Source organism: Burkholderia sp. 22088 (genome assembly GCF_052045915.1).
Taxonomy (GTDB): domain Bacteria; phylum Pseudomonadota; class Gammaproteobacteria; order Burkholderiales; family Burkholderiaceae; genus Burkholderia; species Burkholderia cepacia.
In genome coordinates, this window is record NZ_JBQEPY010000003.1 from 520,989 (window position 1) to 538,166 (window position 17,178).

At 70.0% G+C, this 17,178-nt stretch carries 14 protein-coding genes; 6 read left to right on the forward strand and 8 right to left on the reverse strand.

The annotated features are described in order from the left end of the window. Positions 1 to 95: 95 nt before the first annotated feature. From ACTJLD_RS08240 to ACTJLD_RS08255, 4 genes are read right to left on the reverse strand one after another with little or no spacing between them, the layout of a single operon-like run. Positions 96 to 860 carry an ABC transporter ATP-binding protein gene (locus ACTJLD_RS08240; protein ID WP_060171370.1) on the reverse strand — a complete coding sequence of 255 codons (765 nt, stop codon included), beginning with the start codon at positions 858 to 860 and terminating at the stop codon, positions 96 to 98. Then, positions 857 to 1,714 carry an ABC transporter ATP-binding protein gene (locus ACTJLD_RS08245; protein ID WP_060086392.1) on the reverse strand — a complete coding sequence of 286 codons (858 nt, stop codon included), beginning with the start codon at positions 1,712 to 1,714 and terminating at the stop codon, positions 857 to 859. Before ACTJLD_RS08245 ends, ACTJLD_RS08240 begins: the two co-directional genes overlap by 4 nt. 11 nt (positions 1,715 to 1,725) lie before the next feature. Continuing rightward, entirely contained in the window at positions 1,726 to 3,537 is a 1,812-nt protein-coding gene (locus ACTJLD_RS08250; protein ID WP_146252685.1) for an ABC transporter permease, read from the reverse strand. A 34-nt stretch (positions 3,538 to 3,571) separates the two neighbouring features. After that, complete coding sequence (locus tag ACTJLD_RS08255; RefSeq protein WP_440658510.1) at positions 3,572 to 4,765, reverse strand: ABC transporter substrate-binding protein; 1,194 nt, start codon at positions 4,763 to 4,765, stop codon at positions 3,572 to 3,574. 355 nt (positions 4,766 to 5,120) lie between these two features. Here ACTJLD_RS08255 and ACTJLD_RS08260 point away from each other — a divergent pair, with 355 nt between their 5' ends. The 4 genes from ACTJLD_RS08260 to ACTJLD_RS08275 are packed head-to-tail and all read left to right on the forward strand — an operon-like array spanning position 5,121 to position 8,792. Then, positions 5,121 to 6,197, forward strand: coding sequence for a LysR substrate-binding domain-containing protein (locus ACTJLD_RS08260; protein ID WP_440658511.1), 1,077 nt, complete (start codon positions 5,121 to 5,123; stop codon positions 6,195 to 6,197). Beyond that, positions 6,194 to 7,627, forward strand: coding sequence for an NAD(P)-binding domain-containing protein (locus tag ACTJLD_RS08265; protein WP_440658512.1), 1,434 nt, complete (start codon positions 6,194 to 6,196; stop codon positions 7,625 to 7,627). Before ACTJLD_RS08260 ends, ACTJLD_RS08265 begins: the two co-directional genes overlap by 4 nt. A 44-nt stretch (positions 7,628 to 7,671) precedes the next feature. Beyond that, on the forward strand, positions 7,672 to 8,202 hold the full coding sequence (locus ACTJLD_RS08270; RefSeq protein WP_027790801.1) for a CMD domain-containing protein: 531 nt from the start codon (positions 7,672 to 7,674) through the stop codon (positions 8,200 to 8,202). Beyond that, on the forward strand, positions 8,199 to 8,792 hold the full coding sequence (locus tag ACTJLD_RS08275) for a peroxidase-related enzyme (RefSeq protein WP_440658514.1): 594 nt from the start codon (positions 8,199 to 8,201) through the stop codon (positions 8,790 to 8,792). The genes ACTJLD_RS08270 and ACTJLD_RS08275 overlap by 4 nt, the downstream gene beginning before the upstream one ends. A gap of 59 nt (positions 8,793 to 8,851) precedes the next feature. Here the strand turns inward: ACTJLD_RS08275 and ACTJLD_RS08280 are convergent, their stop codons facing one another. Beyond that, positions 8,852 to 9,283 carry an Lrp/AsnC family transcriptional regulator gene (locus ACTJLD_RS08280; protein WP_027790799.1) on the reverse strand — a complete coding sequence of 144 codons (432 nt, stop codon included), beginning with the start codon at positions 9,281 to 9,283 and terminating at the stop codon, positions 8,852 to 8,854. A gap of 296 nt (positions 9,284 to 9,579) precedes the next feature. Between ACTJLD_RS08280 and ACTJLD_RS08285 the strand changes: the two genes are divergently transcribed. Both ACTJLD_RS08285 and ctlX read left to right on the forward strand, forming a co-directional pair. Next, the gene (locus ACTJLD_RS08285; protein ID WP_136469377.1) at positions 9,580 to 10,659 is read left to right on the forward strand and encodes an ornithine cyclodeaminase; all 1,080 of its coding nucleotides are present in this window, start codon (positions 9,580 to 9,582) and stop codon (positions 10,657 to 10,659) included. A 59-nt stretch (positions 10,660 to 10,718) separates the two neighbouring features. After that, positions 10,719 to 11,720, forward strand: a complete 1,002-nt coding sequence (gene ctlX, locus ACTJLD_RS08290; RefSeq protein WP_440658515.1) for a citrulline utilization hydrolase CtlX — start codon at positions 10,719 to 10,721, stop codon at positions 11,718 to 11,720. 130 nt (positions 11,721 to 11,850) lie between these two features. Here the strand turns inward: ctlX and ACTJLD_RS08295 are convergent, their stop codons facing one another. Genes ACTJLD_RS08295 through ACTJLD_RS08305 form a run of 3 tightly spaced genes read right to left on the reverse strand, consistent with a single transcriptional unit; the run spans position 11,851 to position 17,035 of the window. Next, positions 11,851 to 14,601: an Hsp70 family protein gene (locus tag ACTJLD_RS08295; protein ID WP_440658516.1), complete on the reverse strand. Its 2,751-nt coding sequence runs from the start codon at positions 14,599 to 14,601 to the stop codon at positions 11,851 to 11,853. A 5-nt stretch (positions 14,602 to 14,606) separates the two neighbouring features. Continuing rightward, positions 14,607 to 16,448 (reverse strand): Hsp70 family protein, encoded by a 1,842-nt coding sequence (locus tag ACTJLD_RS08300; protein WP_060208304.1) that lies wholly within the window; start codon positions 16,446 to 16,448, stop codon positions 14,607 to 14,609. Continuing rightward, positions 16,445 to 17,035: a DUF2760 domain-containing protein gene (locus ACTJLD_RS08305; RefSeq protein WP_440658518.1), complete on the reverse strand. Its 591-nt coding sequence runs from the start codon at positions 17,033 to 17,035 to the stop codon at positions 16,445 to 16,447. The genes ACTJLD_RS08300 and ACTJLD_RS08305 overlap by 4 nt, the downstream gene beginning before the upstream one ends. Positions 17,036 to 17,178: the final 143 nt, after the last annotated feature.

The window sequence follows — 17,178 nt, forward strand, 5'->3', positions numbered from 1 at the left end:
CGGTAATGGCGACTGCGCGTAATCTACCTGACAATTCGGTGTACCTCGCAGTTTTTCGCGAGGCCGGATCCGGGCACCGCCATCGGCCACGCACGCTACGCCGCCACCGCCTCGCCACCGAGATACGCATCGCGCACGCGCTCGTCGTCGAGCAGCGCCTTGGCCTGCCCTTCGAGCACGACGCGCCCCGTTTGCAGCACATACCCGTAATGCGCGATCTCCAGTGCGAGGCTCGCGTTCTGCTCGACCATGAACACGGTCACGCCCTGCTTGTTGATCGCGTCGATCAGTTCGAGCACCTTGTCGACATAAAGCGGTGACAGCCCCATCGTCGGCTCGTCCATGCAGATCAGCTTCGGCCGCGCCATCAATGCCCGCGCCATCGCCAGCATCTGCTGCTCGCCGCCCGACAGCGTGCCCGCGCGCTGCGTCAGCCGCTCGCGCACCCGGGGAAACAGGTCGAGCACGCGTTCGTAGTCCTCGGCCACCGCCGCGCGGTCGCCGCGCGTGTACGCGCCCATCAGCAGGTTCTCGCGCACGCTCATGTCGCCGAACAGCCGCCGCGCCTCGGGCACGGCCGCGATCCCGCGCCGCACGCGCTGCGGCGTCGCGAGCGCCGTCACGTCGTCGCCGTCGAAGCGCACGACGCCGCGCTTCGGCCGCATCAACCCGAGAATCAGCTTCATCGTGGTCGACTTGCCGCTCGCATTGCCGCCGAGCAGGCTGACGATCTGCCCTCGGCCGACTTCGAAGTTCACGTCGAAATGCACCTGCACCGGCCCGTAGAACGTGTCGAGGTGTTCGAGTTTCAGCAGCGCATCGGTCATGGTCGTTTGCAATCCGGAAGAAGTGGCGCTCATGCGGCTGCCTGCGCTGCACGGTCGGCCGGCGTGCCCCCCGCATGGCGGCGGCCGAGGTACGCCTCGATCACGCGAGGATCGTGCCGCACGTCGCGCGGCGCGCCTTCGGCGATCTTCACGCCGTTGTCGAGCACCATCACGCGGTCGGACACGCGCATCACGAGTTCGAGCTTGTGCTCGATCAGCAGGATCGTCAGGCCGCGCGCCTTCAGCGACTGGATCAGTTGCAGCATCTCGGCCGTCTCCGTCTCGTTCATCCCGGCCGTCGGTTCGTCGAGCAGCAGCAGGCGCGGATGCAGCGCCAGCGCGCGGCCGATCTCCACGCGCCGCCGGTTCGCATACGACAGGCTGTGCGCCGGATGATCGATGCGCGGGGTGAGCCGTTCGCCGAACCCGGCGATGATGTCGCGCGCCTCGTCGCGCAGCGCGGCTTCCTCGCGTCGCACCGACGCGGGCCGCACGAGCGCGCGCCACACCTCGGCCGCCGCGCCGAGCGCAGGCCAGCCCGGCCGCGCCGCACGCAGCCGCGCATGCGCGCCGATCAGCACGTTGTCGAGCACGCTCAGGTTGCCGAACACGCGGCCGTGCTGGAACGTGCGCGCGATGCCGAGCGCCGCGAGGCGTTCGGGCGCGGTGCCCGTGATGTCGCGGCCGTCGAACGTCACGCGGCCGGCGTCGGGCCGGTCGGCGCCCGCGATCAGGTTGAACAGCGTCGACTTGCCCGCGCCGTTCGGGCCGATCACGCTCAACAGTTCGCCGTCGGCGAGCGTCAGGCTCGCGCCGTCGAGCGCGGTCACGCCGTCGAAGCGGCGCGTCAGGCCCTGCACGTCGAGCAAGGGTCGATTGGTGGTCATCGCATGCCTCCTCACACCGTACCCAGCAGGCCCTGCGGCCGGAACCGGACGAGCAGCAGCAGCACGAGGCCGTAGATCAGCATCCGGTAATCGGCCGCCCAGCGGAACAGCTCGGGCAGCCCGATCAGCGCGATCGCGCCGACGATGCCGCCGAGCACGTTGCCGAGCCCGCCGAGGATCACCATCGTCAATGCGAGGATCGACACCTGCGAATCGAAGGTCTGGTGATTGATGTAGCTGTACAGGTGCGCGGCGATCCCGCCGCTCACACCAGCCGCGACGCCGCCGACCGCGAACGCGATCGCCTTGTAGCGGTTCGGCGCGATGCCATGCGCACGCGCGGCGACGTCGTCCTCGCGCACCGCGCGCAGCGTGCGGCCGAGATGCGAGCGCAGCAGCCGCACCTGCACGAGCGCGAACCCGACGAGCACCGCGAACGTGAACCAGTACGCGGCGCGCGCAGTGCTCGCCCACGGCAGCGGCGCGATGCCGGTGACGCCGAGCGGGCCGCGCGTGAGGCTGTCCCAGTTCAGGATCACGAGGCTTACCACTTCACCGATGCCGAGCGTCGCGATCGACACGTAGTGCCCGCGCAGCCGGAACGCCGGGTAGACGAGCAGCGTGCCGAGCACGGCCGTGATCGCGCCCGCGCACGGGATCGTCACGGCCGGCGACCAGCCGAGATCCGACGACAGCAGCGCCGACGCATACGCACCGATCACGAGCAGCGCCGCGTGGCCGAGCGAGATCTGCCCGACCGTGCCCGCGACGAGCGTGAGGCTCAGCGCGAGCAGCCCGTACAGCCACGCGTTGGTCAGCGTCTGCAGCACGTACGGCGACGCGCCGAGCCACGGCAGCACGGCGGCCAATGCAATCAGCGCGATGAGCACCGGACGCGGCACGCGCACGGCCTTCGCGGCCGCGAGGAAGGTGCCCGTCATCGGTTCGGGCGGCAGCGCGCGGTTCGCGCTGAACAGGCCGTTCGGCCGCCACACGAGGAACACGATCAGCAGCCCGAACGCGAACAGGTCGCGGTAGCTCGTGCCGAACAGCGCGACGCCGTAGCTCTCGACGAGGCCGAGCAGCAGGCTGCCGGCGATCGCGCCCGGCACGTTGCCGAGCCCGCCGATCAGAAGCGCGACGACGCCCTTCAGCGTCGCCTGGAAGCCCATCGCCGGATCGATGCTGTTGTAGTACATGCCGACCAGCAGCCCGCTCACGCCGCCGAGCGCGCACGCGATCGCGAACACGGTCTGGTTCACGCGGTCGACGTCCACGCCCATCTGCAGCGCCGCGTCGCGATCCTGCGCGGTCGCGCGCACGGCCCAGCCGAGCCGCGTGAAGCGCAGGAAGCCGTACAGCAGCGCGGCCGCCGCGATGCCGATGCCCGCGATCAGCAGGTCGAGCGAGCCCAACGTCGCGCCGGCAATGCGCAGATGCCAGTCCGGCAGCGGCGTCGGCACCGCGCGCGGGTCCGCGCCGAAGGCGAGCTGCGCGAGCTGGTCGAGGATGAAGCTGATGCCGATCGTCGCGAGCAGCGGCGCGATGCGCGCCGCGTGGCGCAGCGGCCGCAGCCCGATCCGCTCGATCGCGACGCCGAGCGCGCCGCAGCCGACGACGACCGCCGCGAGCGCGACCGGCAGCGGCAGCCCGAAGCGCGTCAGGCACAGCCAGCCGATGAATGCGCCGACCATGTACACCGAGCCATGCGCGAAGTTGATCAGGTGCGACACGCCGAAGATCAACGCGAGCCCGACCGCGAGCAACGCGTAGATGTTGCCGACGATGAGGCCGTTGAGCGTGTAGTCGAGCCAGGAAGCCATCACGATGCGTCCGTCACGTGCATGCGGTTCAGGGTCAGCGCGCGGCGAGCTGCGGTTTCGCGCCGTCCCACAGCGCCCACTGCCCCTGCTTCACGACGAGATACACGGTGCGCGCGCCCGCGACGCGGCGCGTCTGCGGATCGAAGCGCACCTTGCCGAAGATCACGCTCGGCACGTCGCTGATTTTCGCGAAGCCGTCGTGCGCGGCCTGGCGCGTCGTGCCGTAGCGGCGCAGCACTTCCGCCGACAGGATCAGCGCGTCGTATGCGCGCGCGACGAACGAATCGGGATCGGCATGGAATTTCGCGCGATAGCGCTGCACGAACGCCTGCACCTCGGGGCGCGGCTCGGCCGGGAAGAAGTTCGATTCGGTATACACGCCATCGACGGCCGCACCGCCCAGCTCGAGGAATTTCGGCGAATACACGGAGCCGACCGCCGCGATCGGCAGCGTGACGCCCGACGTGCGCGCCTGCCGCACGATCTGCGCGCCGTCCGCGTAGTACGAGATCAGCACGATCGAATCGGGCTTCGATTCGCCGATGCGCACGAGCGTCGAACGGAAATCCTTCTCCGCCGGCTGATAGCCTTCGGCCGCGACGACCTGCGCGCCGAGGCCGGCCGCCGCCTTCGCGAAGATGTCCTTGCTGGTGCGGCCCCAGTCGGTGTTCAGGTACAGCACCGCGATCCGCTTGAAGCCGAGCTCCTTCACCGCGTAGCGCGCGAGCAGCGGCTGCTCCTCGGCCTGGCTCAGCGCGGTGCTCCACAGATAGTCGCCGCCTTTCGTGAAGTCTGGATGCGAGTTCGTGAAGCCGAACTGGATCAGTTGTCCGCGCTGGTAGATCGGCGATGCGGCCATCGACGTCGCGCTGGAAAAATCGCCCAGCTCGATCGCGATGCGCGGATCGGCGACGAACTTCTGCGCGATCGCGACGGCCTGGCGCGGGTCGCTGCGGCTGTCCTGGAAGTCGATCGCGAGCGGCCGGCCATGGATGCCGCCGCTGCCGTTGATTTCGTCGAGCGCGAGATCGAAGCCGCGCTTCCATTGTTCGCCGTATTGCGCGTCCTGGCCCGTGAGCGGGCCGCTCACGCCGACCACCACCGGCTCGCCCGATACGCCCGCGGCGAGCGCGCCGCCCGTCGACAAGCCCCATGCGGCAGCGAGCGCCGCCACCGTGCCCAGCACGCGCCGCCATGCGCCGCGTACGTCGTTCCCCGAAACGTTCATGCGTCCCCCAGCTTCAGTCAGTCGAAAAGAGTGAGGGCATGTAACCATCCGGTTCAGGACGATCCAACGAAGTTTTGCGTATATCGATATCGGGCGCGGCGCGAAGCCGGCGACGCCCGCGAACGGCCACCCACACGCGCTGCCGCGCGCGATGAGCCGGCATGCATCGCATCGCGTTGATTCGATTGGCGTTTCCTGTACGTCACGCGTCGCCACCGGCGCGCCCGCGCGCCCCTCCGGCCATCGCGACGATCGTGCGCTTCGCAGTTTTCGCGCTGTCGATAGCAAAATTCATTATATGAATCACGCATGCTCATACTCCTACAATGCGCAAATCGCATCATCGGAAGGTGTCATGGAGCTGCATCAACTCGAAGCGTTTTCCGCGGTCATGTCGGCCGGCAGCGTGACCGGCGCGGGCGAACTGCTCGGCCGCTCGCAGCCGGCCGTCACGCGGCAGATCCAGGAGCTCGAAGCCGATCTCGGCTACGCGCTGTTCGACCGGCACGGCCCGCGCGTCACGCCGACGCGGCGCGCCTTCCTGCTCTACGAGGAAGTCGAGCGCTCGCTGGTCGGCCTGCGTGCGATCGAGGCGCGCGCACGGGCGCTCGGCGACGAAACCGCCGAACCCGTGCGCATCGCGGCGACGCCTTCGCTCGCGGCGACGCTCGTGCCGGCCGCGCTCGCCGCGCTGCCCGACGGCGCGCAGGCGCCGCACTACCAGTTGCGCAGCGAATCGGCCGAGCATGTCGTGCACGAGGTGCTGGCCGGCACGGCCGACATCGGCGTCGTCACGCTGCCGATGGCGCATGCGGGGCTCGACGTGCACTGGATCGCGCAGACGCCCTGCGTCGCCGTGCTGCCCGCGGACGACCCGCTCGCGGCGCAGCCGCGCATCGCGCTGCGCGATCTCGCGCGCCGCCGCATCGTGACGGTCGCGAACCGGCACCGGCTGCGCCAGCGGATCGATGCGGCATTCGCGGCCGCGCGGGTCGACGCACGCGTCTTCATCGAAACCAATGCGTCGCTGAATGCGGTGATGGCCGCGCGTGCCGGCATCGGGATCGGCATCGTCGATCCGGCCACCGGTGTCGCACTGCCGGTGGACGGCGTCGTCGCCCGCCCGCTCGACGTCGACATCCCGTTCGCGTTCGGCGTCGCGACGCCGGCCGGCAAGGCGCGCACGGCGGCCGTCGATGCGCTGCTCGACGCGCTGCACCGGACGACGCGCACACTGCTCAACGACGTGATCTTTCACGACGCCGCCGCGCACGATGCACTGCTGCGCGGCGACCGGCTGCGTGCCGGGCGCCCGTCACGTCCTTCAAGTCCTTCAAGTCCTTCAAATCCTTCAAATCCTTCAAGTCCTGCAAGCCCTTCCAGCCCGCCACGCACGGCACGATCGCGCCGCACGCGCCCGGAGGCCGCATGACGATGCCCGCCGATGCACTCCACGCACTCGAAACCCGGCTCGCTCAAGACCTGCGCTGGCTCGACCTGCCCGCGCCGTCGTGGGTGCCGCCGCGCGAGGCCGACGGCACACGCGTGCTCGACGTCGCGATCGTCGGCGGCGGCATGGCCGGGCTCGCGGCTGCCGCCGAACTGCGCCTGCTCGGCATCGACAACCAGTGCGCGATCGACCGCGCGCCGGCGGGTTACGAAGGGCCATGGGTCACGTTCGCGCGGATGGACACGCTGCGCTCGCCGAAGCAGCTCGCGGGCCCTGCGCTCGGCTTGCCCGCGCTGACGTTCCGCGCCTGGTTCGAAGCGCAATACGGCCGTGACGCATGGGACGCGCTCTACAAGATTCCGCGCACGCAATGGATGGACTACCTGCGCTGGTACCGGCACGTGCTCGACCTGCCGGTGCGCAACGACACCACGCTCGTCGCGCTGCGCCCGCGCGACGACGGCCTGCTCGCGCTCGACGTGCGCGGCAACGGCGAAGCGCAGACGCTGCTCGCGCGGCACGTCGTGCTCGCGACCGGCCGCGACGGGCTCGGCGGCCCGTACGTGCCGCCCGTCGCGTACCGCGCGCCGCGCGCGCGTTGGGCCCATTCGTCCGAGCCGATCGACTTCGCGGCGCTCGCGGGCAAGCGCATCGGCGTGGTCGGCGCGGGCGCGTCCGCGTTCGACAATGCGGGTACCGCGCTCGAAGCCGGCGCCGCGCGCGTCGACCTGTTCTTCCGCCGCGCGGACATTCCGCGCATCAACAAGCTGACGGGCATCGGCAGCCCGGGGCTCGTGCACGGCTACGCGGATCTCGACGACGCGACGAAGTGGCGCTTCATGCACTACGCGCTGACGTCGCAGACGCCGCCGCCGCGCGACAGCGTGCTGCGCGTGTCGCGTCACGAGCATGCGCATTTTCATGCGGGCAGCCCGATCGAGACGCTCGCCGAACATGCGGACGGCCTCGACGTGACGACGCCGCGCGGGCGCTACACCGTCGATTTCCTGATCTTCGCGACGGGCTTTCATTCGGACTGGACGACGCGCGCGGAATTCGCGTCGTTCGGCTCGCACGTGCGGCGCTGGAAGGATCGTTATCGACCGGCGCCGGATTTGTGGCTCGACGAACTCGCGGAATCGCCCGATCTCGGCCCCGCATTCTCGTTCCAGGAACGCGAGCCCGGTGCATGCCCGGCCGTCACGCGAATCCATTGCTTCAACCATGCGGCGAGCCTGAGCCACGGCAAGCTGTCCGGCGATATCCCGGCGATCAGCGCGGGCGCCGAGCGGCTCGCGCGCGGCATCGCGAGCCGGCTGTTCGACGCGGATCGCGATCGCCACTACGACGCGCTCGTCGCATACGCGAACGCGGAACTGCAAGGCGACGAATGGCGCGACGCCGATGCATGAGCGCGCGTCCATCGACCCCATAGACGACCAAGGAATCCCGAACAATGACTGAATCCATCACGCCGGCCGATGCGCCGGACACGATCGATGCGGCGGCCGGCCTGCGCGACGGCGACGCGATCGCCGCACTGCGCCGCGCGCGCGAAAAGGTGCTGCTTCATACGCGGCTGAGCGAGGCTGCCCTGTTCGATCCCGCGCTGCCCGATCTTTCGTTGATCGAAAGACTGCACACGGCCCGGTATGTCGCGCACAAGTCGAAGGCGCCGGCATTGACCGACACCTATCGTGCACGGCTGATCGACGCGGGCGGCACGCTCGACGATATCGCACGCGCGGACGCCGATGCGTTCGACGCACTGCCTCGACGCATCGGCGCGATCCTTGCACATGCACGCCTGCTGACGCTCGCCCCTGTCGATGCGCGCCCGTCCGATCTCGACGCGCTGAAGTCGGCCGGGCTCACGACGCCCGCGATCGTCGCGCTGTCGCAGCTCGTGGCGTTCGTCGCGTACCAGTTGCGCGTCGCCGTCGCCGCGCAGGCGCTTCAGGCACGTACTGCAACGGAGGCCGCATGACGACGACCGCTCACGGCTTCACGTCCGACACGCTCGGCTGGCGCGCCTGGCTCGACACCGTTTCGCTCGATGCCGCGACGCCCGAGCAACTGGCCGTGCTCGACGCGAGCCACCCGCAAGCGAAGACATCCGACTATTACCTGCTGCTCGTCCATCTGCCCGAGATCCTGCGGCAACGCTCGGGTGTGTTCAACGCGATCATGTACGGCCCCGGCGGGCTGTCGCGCGCCGAGCGCGAACTGGCCAGCACGGCCGTGTCGCGCGTGAACGGCTGCGTATATTGCGCATCCGTGCATGCGCAGCGCTTCGCGCAGCTCGCGAAACGCACCGACGCGATCGAGCAGGTATTCGACGATCCGGCGACGGCCGGCACGACGGCGCGCGAACGCTCGATCGTCCGTTATGCGATCGCGCTAACGGAGCGGCCCGAAACGGTCGACGCGAGCGATGTCGCCGCGCTGGAAGCCGAAGGGCTGACGCATGAGGAGATTCTCGACCTGTCGCACGCAGTCGCGATCTTCGCGTGGGCGAACCGGTTGATGCTGACGCTGGGCGAGCCGGTGTTTCCGGAACCGGCGTCACTCGCCTGACGCCTCGCGCCTGACGCCCGACCCAACCCGAACACGGGCTGACGCAGGCGCCGCCCGCGTCACGCCTTGTGCGTCGACAGCAAGATACTCGTCTCGGTATTCGCGATCCCGTCGATCAACCGGATCGCGCCGAGCACGCGATCGAAGTGCTCGAGAGAATCGGCATGCAGCTCGGCGACGAGATCCCAGCGCCCGTTCGTGCTGTGGATCGACGTCACGTTCGGATGCCCGCGCAGCACCTTCACCACTTCCGCGCCGCGGTTGCCCTGCACGGCGATCGACATCAGCGCGCGGATCCGGTGGCGTTCCGCCGCCGGCTTGAGCCGCACCGTATAACCGACGATCACGCCGTTTTTCTCCAGCCGCGTCAGCCGGTTCTGCACGGTCGCGCGCGCGACGCGCAATGCCTTCGCCAGCGCGACGACGGGCAGTCGCGCGTTGTCGCGCAGCAGCGCGATGAGCTGCCGGTCGACATCGTCGAGCGTGATCATGGGTGGACCTTCCTGTTGAACGTGAACCGGCCCCCAGCGTGCCGGAGGCTGCGCATTCCGCGCCAGCGAAACTTGCCAAATTGCCGGATATGGCTGGCATTCTGCCAAGTCTATCGATAAATCTGCCACTTTTGCTGTCTATTTGTTGGCTCGACTCGCGGAAATAATGACGTATCGACCGGCCGGACACGCCGCGCCGCCGCTTTCCGGCAAGCCCGAGCCGCGCCGAAGCACCGCCGGGTCGACCTGAACGCCAGGGACATCCGTACCGGCACTGAGAACATGGAGACAGACGCATGACCCGCTTCCTCGACGTTCCCGCCACCGCCCGACTGATCGCCAGCACCGGCGTCACGACGTTCCTGCGCGAACTCGTCGACACGCTGCGCGCCGATTACCTGCACTGGGCCGACTTCGACAAGTCGCCGCGCGTCGCGTGCCACTCGCGCGACGGCGTGATCGAACTGATGCCCGTCGCGAACGCATCGCTATTCGCGTTCAAGTACGTGAACGGCCACCCCGTCAACGCCGCGCGCGGGATGCACACGGTGATGGCGTTCGGCGCGCTCGCCGAAGTCGACACCGGCTACCCGCTGCTGCTCGCCGAACTCACGCTCACCACCGCGCTGCGCACGGCCGCCACGTCGGTGCTCGCCGCACAGGTACTCGCCCGCCCCGACGCGCGCACGATGGCGCTGATCGGCAACGGCGCGCAGAGCGAATTCCAGGCGATCGCGTTCCACACGCTGCTCGGCATCGACGAAATCCGCGTGTTCGACGTCGATCCGCGCGCGACCGACAAGCTCGTGCGGAACCTCGCCGCGTACCCGGCACTGCGCGTCGTGCGTGCCGCGTCGACCGCCGATGCCGTGCGCGGCGCCGACATTGTGACGACCGTCACCGCCGACAAGGCATACGCGACGATCGTCACGGCCGACATGATCGAGCCCGGCATGCACCTGAACGCCGTGGGCGGCGATTGCCCGGGCAAGACCGAGCTCGAAGCGGGCGTGCTGCATGCGGGCCGCGTGTTCGTCGAATTCGAGCCGCAGTCGCGCATCGAGGGCGAGATTCAGCAGATGCCGGCCGACTTCCCCGTCACCGAGCTGTGGCGCGTGCTGCAACGCGAGACGACCGGCCGCGAACGCGCGGACGAAGTCACGGTGTTCGACTCGGTCGGCTTCGCGCTCGAGGATTATTCGGCGCTGCGCTACCTGTATGCGCTCGCGCAGCAGCACAACGCGGGCGTCGAGATCGCGCTGATTCCGCCGGCCGTCGACCCGAAGAACCTGTTCGCGCTGATCGACGATCCGGCCGCGATCGCGCAGGGTCACGCGGCATACGTGACCGAAGCCGTCGCCGCGTTCGCGCGCTGACCGCGATGCCCGGGCGGCCGGTGCGCCGCCCGTTTTCCTGCCCTTCGTTCCTGCCTGTCATGAATCTCGTATCGATCCAGGCGCCGGCCGCCGTCGTGATGATCCGGCCGCACCGCTTCCTGCCGAACCCGCAGACCGCGGCCGACAACGCCTTCCAGCGCACGGCCGGCAACGGCGCGCCCGACCTGCCGTCGGTATCGGCCGCCGCACGCGACGAAGTCACGGCCGCCGCGCAGACGCTCGCCGATGCGGGCGTGCGCGTGCATGTATTCGACGACCACGGCGAGCGCGACACGCCTGATTCCGTGTTCCCGAACAACTGGTTCTCGACGCACCCGGGCGGCCATATCGCGCTGTATCCGATGTACAGCCCGAACCGCCGCCGCGAGCGACGCGCGGACGTGATCGAGATGCTGAAGGCCGAATATCGCGTGCAGGACGTGATCGACTACTCGGGCCTCGAATACGACGACGTGTTCCTCGAAGGCACCGGCGCGATGGTGCTCGACCACGTCGCGCGGGTCGCGTACACCGCGCGCTCGCGCCGCGCCGATCCGGTCGCGCTCGAACGCTTCTGCACGCATTTCAATTTCGAGCCGATCTGCTTCGACACGGCCGACGCCGACGGGCGCGCGATCTATCACACGAACGTGATGATGAGCGTCGCGACCGAGTTCGCGATGGTGGGCCTCGACCTGATCGCCGACAGCCGGCGTCGCGGCGAAATCGCGCAACGCCTGACCGAAACGGGGCGCGCGGTGATCGCGCTCGATCCATCGCAGATCGCGAATTTCGCGGGCAATACGCTGGAATTGTCGGGCAAGGACGGGCGTGTGCTCGCGCTGTCGCGGCGCGCGCTCGATTGCCTCACGCGCGACCAGCGCACCGTAATCGAGCGCTCCGCGCGGCTGCTGCCGCTCGACGTGCCGACGATCGAGCTGGCCGGCGGGTCGGTACGCTGCATGCTCGCGGGGATTCATCTCGCGCGGCGCGCCGTTGCGCCGGATGTGATCGCAATGGAGTCGGCCGCAGCGTTGCGTGAGGCGATGCCGCAGGTCTGACCGGCGCACGACCCGTGCAAACGAAAACGGCTGCCGATGCATCGGCAGCCGTTTTTTCAAGATCGTCGAATCCGTGAGCATCGACGGCACGCTCAGGCATCCGGACGATACCGTCGCCCCACCGCGCCGCTCACCCCGCCAGCAACTTCAACCCGGCCGGCAGCGTCTCGCCGAACACGCGCACCGTGTCGGCTTCGTCGAACGCGATCGCTTCACGCACCATGTCGATCCACGCCGACGATGCATTCGCAGCCGACAGGCGCTTGATTACCGCGTCGCGCGTCACGTCCGGCAAATCGCGCGAACGATCTCCGGTCATCCGCGCAATCTGCGCAGCGGCAAACGCGGCCGGCTCGACCTGCTTCCAGTCGAGCGCGAACAGCGCATCGAGCCAGCCACCGGCGACTTCCGCCGGCACGACGCTGTGCGCACTGCCGTAAAACGGCCGGCGCGCACCGATGCGCCCGAGCGCCCACGCGCACAGCGCACGCTCGGCAGGCTTCTGCATTTGCGCGATCAGGCGTTCGGCCAGTTCGACCTTGCGCTCGACGGGCAGCCGTTCGAGCGACGCGGACAGCCGCGTCATGTCGGCCGGGCCGACCTTGCCCGGATCGAACGGCAGCTTGCGCCGCTTGTCGTCGGACGGTTCGAGGAACGCGATCGCGTCGCGCACCTGCGTCTGCGCATCGTCGTCGAGGCCGCCGGCCACGCGCCGCCACAGCGTCCACCACTCCGACCACACCTGCCCGTCGGTCACGTACTGGATCCCGTCGTCGAACAGCGGCCACAGCTGCTCGATGCGCCAGGCATCGAGCGGATGACCGAAACCCGGACGCAGGCAATAACCGGCAAGGTTCAGCCACGCACGCTCGTGATCGGCCGAACGGCGGCGGCGGCGTGCGCGCGCGAGCAGCGCGTCGAACAGCTCGCGCGCGAGCGCGACGTCCCACGCTTCACGCGCGCCGAGCAGTTGTTCGAGTTGTGCGCGCAACCGGCGCGTGTCTTTCGGCGTGACACCTGCTGCCTTGCTGCCGAACGAGCGCTCGATCAGCTCGATCGCCTGATCGAGCCGCGGATGTCGCGCGGGCGCGGCGTCGTCGCCGTGCACCGGCGCATCGCCGCGCAACTGGAATTCGAGCTTCCAGCGGCGCGCCGCATCGTCGGTCGCGATGCAATGCATCTCGAGCGTGCCGACCTCGGTCAGCGACGCGGTGAGCTTCACCGGCGTTTCGCGTGCGTCGCCGCCCGCCTTCGCGTCGACGACCGTCGCGATCGGCGGCAGCCGCACGAAATCGCCGCCGTCGAGATCGACGAGATCGCCGGGCCGGTACGGGGTCTCGGCCACGGTCGACATCAAGTGAAAACGCACCGGCTGCCCGAGCTGCAACGCGAACGTGCGATCGTCGAGCCGGATCTCGTGGCCCTCTTCCGCACCGCGCGGCAGCAGGCAGACGCCGCGCGCGGCGGAATCGGCCGCGCCGTCGTCGAGCACGAGGAAATAGCTGCGCGCGGACCCGCCGCCGATGCGCGGCGCATGCCCGGCGCGCGCGAGCCCGTACGCGACGGCGCCACGTGCGACGGCCACGTCCGGATGCGCGTTGTGCAGCACGTCGAGCGGCGCGCCGCGCCATGCGCCGAGCGTCTGCGCGAGACGGCCAGCGAGCGCGCCCGCGCGGAACACGCCGCCGTTGAGCAGCAGCGTGTCGGGTAGCGGGCCGTCCGCATGGCGGTGCAGGAACGCGGCGACATGCCGCGTGACGGCCGCGTCGCTCGCATACGGCAGACCGAATTCGACGATTGCGGCGCGCGCACGGCGCGGCAGCTCGCCGGCTTCGACCTGCGGAAAGAACCCGTCGACGACGATCTGCTCGACTTCCTGCCGCGTCAGCTCGGCCGAACGCGCACCGCCGACGAGCCTGCTGCCCGCGCCGAGCAGCGTGACGGTGACCGACGCCGGCGCATCGTCGCCGAGCAGCCGCTCCTTCGCCGCGCGGCAGCGCTCGACGAGCTGCGACAGGCTCGCGGCCGACAGCCGCGTGCCGGGCTCGGTCAGCCGCGTCTCGACCAGGCGCGCGAGCGCGAGGTCCATGTTGTCGCCGCCGAGCATCAGGTGGTTGCCGACGCCGACACGCGTGAAGGTGGGCTCGCCGTCGTCGCCCGGCGCGACATCGACGAGCGTGAGGTCGGTCGTGCCGCCGCCGACGTCGCAGATCAGCACGCGCCGCGCGGCGGCGAACGTGTCGCGCAGCGTGTCGCGCTGGCCGTACAGCCAGTCGTAGAACGCGGCCTGCGGCTCTTCCAGCAGCCGCAGCGCGGGCAGCTTCGCGCGTCGCGCGGCCTCGACCGTCAGTGCGCGCGCGCCGTCGTCGAACGACGCGGGCACCGTCAGGATCACGTCCTGCTTCGCGAGCGGCGCATCGGGAAAGCGCGCGTCCCACGCATCGCGCACGTGCGCGAGATAACTCGCGCTCGCGTCGACCGGCGACACCTTCTCGACGCCATCGGCCGCGCCCCACGGCAGGATCGCCGCGAGCCGGTCGACCGACGCGTGCGACAGCCAGCTCTTCGCGCTCGTGACGAGCCGGCCCGGCACCTGCGCGCCGAGCGTGCGCGCGTAGCGGCCGATCACGGCCGGCGGATCGGCGGCCGCGTTCGCGTTTGCTTTCGCGGCGACCGTCCACGGCAGCCGCAACGTGTCCGGCGGCAGCTCGCCCGCCGCCGGGTGATAGCGCACCGACGGCAGCAGCGGCTGCGCGGCCACCGCGCCGGGGCCGACCAGCTGCTCGACGTCGAACACGCGGATCGCGTCGGAACCGGCCTCGACGTAAGCGACGACCGTATTGCTCGTGCCGAGGTCGATCCCGACCGTATAGCGCTTCATCGCGCTCAGGCGGCGCCGCGCACGTCGAACTCGACCTTCCAGCGCTCGTTCGTGCCGCTCGGGATCGCCTCGAGTTCGAGCGTGCCGGCTTCGGTCACGCGTGCATGCAGCTTCACGGGCACGACCTCGCCGACGGTGCGCCCTTCTGCCGGCAGCGTCGCCTGGATTTCCTCGAGCTCCTGCAGCTCTTCCGGCGACCAGTAGTCGAGCAGCGTGCCGACCTGGTCCTGGCGGCGCACCGACGAACCGAAGAAGCGGAACTGCACCGGTTCGCCGACGACGAGGCCGAACTCCTGCGGCGGCAGCGCCGCGTCCGAGCCTTCCTCCATGCCGAACGGCGCGACGCACAGCGCCTGCACCGGCGGCTCGAGCCCCGGCACCGCGGGCATCGCCGATTCGATCGCGACGTAGTACGCACGCGCCGTGCCGCCGCGAATGCGCACGCCACGGCCGCGCTTCACGTAGCCGTAGTACGCGGCGCCGCGCGCGACCGCGAGATCGAGATCCGCGCCTTCGAGCAGGCGGGCGGGCGGCGCGCCTTCGGCGGCGAGCCAGTTGTTGAGCGTATCGAGCACGCGCTGCGTGAGCAGCGTCGACTTGAACACGCCGCCGTTGAACAGCACGGCAGTCGGGTGCAGGAACGTCGCGCCCTGCGGCAGCGTGCGCTGCACGCCCTCGAGCGAGTCGAGCGCCGCGACCTGGCGGCCGAGGAACGCCGCGAGATGGCGCGTGATGCCCGCATCCTGCGCATACGGCAGGCCGAGCTGCGTCAGGCCGACCCGTGCGCGGCTTACCGGACGCGCGGCTGCGTCGACCTGCGGGAAGAAGCCTTCGAGGATCGTCTGCGTGAGTTCCGCGCGCGTGAGCTCCGTGCGGATCGACCCGCCGATCAGCTTCGAGCCGCGGCTCGGCACGACGAGCGGCACCGCGTCGGTCGACGGATCGGACAGCAGCGTTTCCTTCGCGGAACGGCATGCGTACGTGAGCGCCCGCAGTTGCCACGGATCGGCCTGCGTGCCCTGCTGCGCGAGCTTGCGCGCGACGACGTGCGCGAGCGCGAGGTCCATGTTGTCGCCGCCGAGCAGGATGTGCTCGCCGACCGCCACGCGATGCAGCTCGAGATTGCCGTCGCGCTCGACCACCGCGATCAGCGACAGGTCGGTCGTGCCGCCGCCGACGTCGACGCACAGGATCAGGTCGCCGACCTGCACCTGCTTGCGCCAGCCGCCCTGGCTCTTCTGGATCCAGCTGTACAGCGCGGCCTGCGGCTCCTCGAGCAGCGTCATCCGCGAGTAGCCGGCGGCACGGGCGGCCTCGGCCGTCAGCTCGCGCGCGGCCGGGTCGAACGACGCGGGGATCGTGACCGTCACGTCCTGGTCGGCGAACGGCGCGTCGGGATGCGTGTGGTCCCACGCTTCGCGCAGGTGCGTCAGGTAGCGGATCGAGCTTTCCAGCGGCGACACGCGCGACACTTCCGGCGGCGCATCGCTCGGCAGGATCGCCGCGCGGCGATCGACGCCCGGGTGGCACAGCCAGCTCTTCGCGCTCGACACGAGGCGGATCGGCGTGCCCGCGCCGCGCGTGCGCGCCATCTCGCCGACGGCGAAGCCGCGCGAGGCCGTCCACGGCAGCGTCAGGTCGCCCTGCGTGAGTTCGCTTTCATGCGGCAGGTAGAGGAACGACGGCAGCAGGTCGCGCGACTCCAGCGCGCCGGGCGCGGTGAGCTGCGCGATCGGCAGCACCTGCTGCGTGATGGTTTCGCCGTCGCTCGCGGCGCTGTCGACATACGACAGCGCGCAGTGGGTCGTACCGAGATCGATACCGATCGAATAGCGCGGATCGCTCACAGTTCCACCTCCGCCGGTGCGACGACCGAGGCGTCGTGGCTGCCCGTCAGCTTCGGCAGGCGCACGTCGGCCACCCGCCAGCCGCGATGGCTGACCGTACCCGTGAACGGCGCCGAGCCGACCACGTTGCCGGTCACGCGCACGGCCGTCGCGTCGAAACCGGCCGGCAGCGTCACGCGGCTGCCTTCGGCTTCGTCGCGCACCGGCACGATCGTGAAGTGCTCGCGCAGCGCGGCGCGGCAGCCGTCGTGCACGAGGCGCGCGGCCGCGCCGATCTCGGCGTCCGCATAGCCGGCGATGTCTTCCTCGACGAAGTCGATGAAGCGCGCGTCGCGCTGCAGCAGGCCGAGCAGTTGCAGTGCGGACTGCGGGCTCGCTTCGCGCAGCTCGGGGGCCGGCGCCTTCACGGGTGCGGGGGCCGGCGCAACGGGCGCGGCAGCCGGGGCCGGGGTCGGCGCGACCGGTGCCGGGGCGCCGTCGCGCACGCGCAGCACGCCGGCCGCGAACTCGCGGTTGCCGAGCACGGAGAAGAACGTGCCGACGGCAAGCGATAGCCGGCCGAAGAAGGACAGGTTGGATTCGGGCATGAGGTCTGGACTCCTGTGGGCTCGCGACACGGCGAGCGATCTTGCCTGGGCGCCGGGCGGCGGCGCAGCGTGCCCGATTCGTACACCGTTTCCTGCGTTTCCGGGTTCACGACGTCCGCAACCGCAACGCGGCCGAGGATACG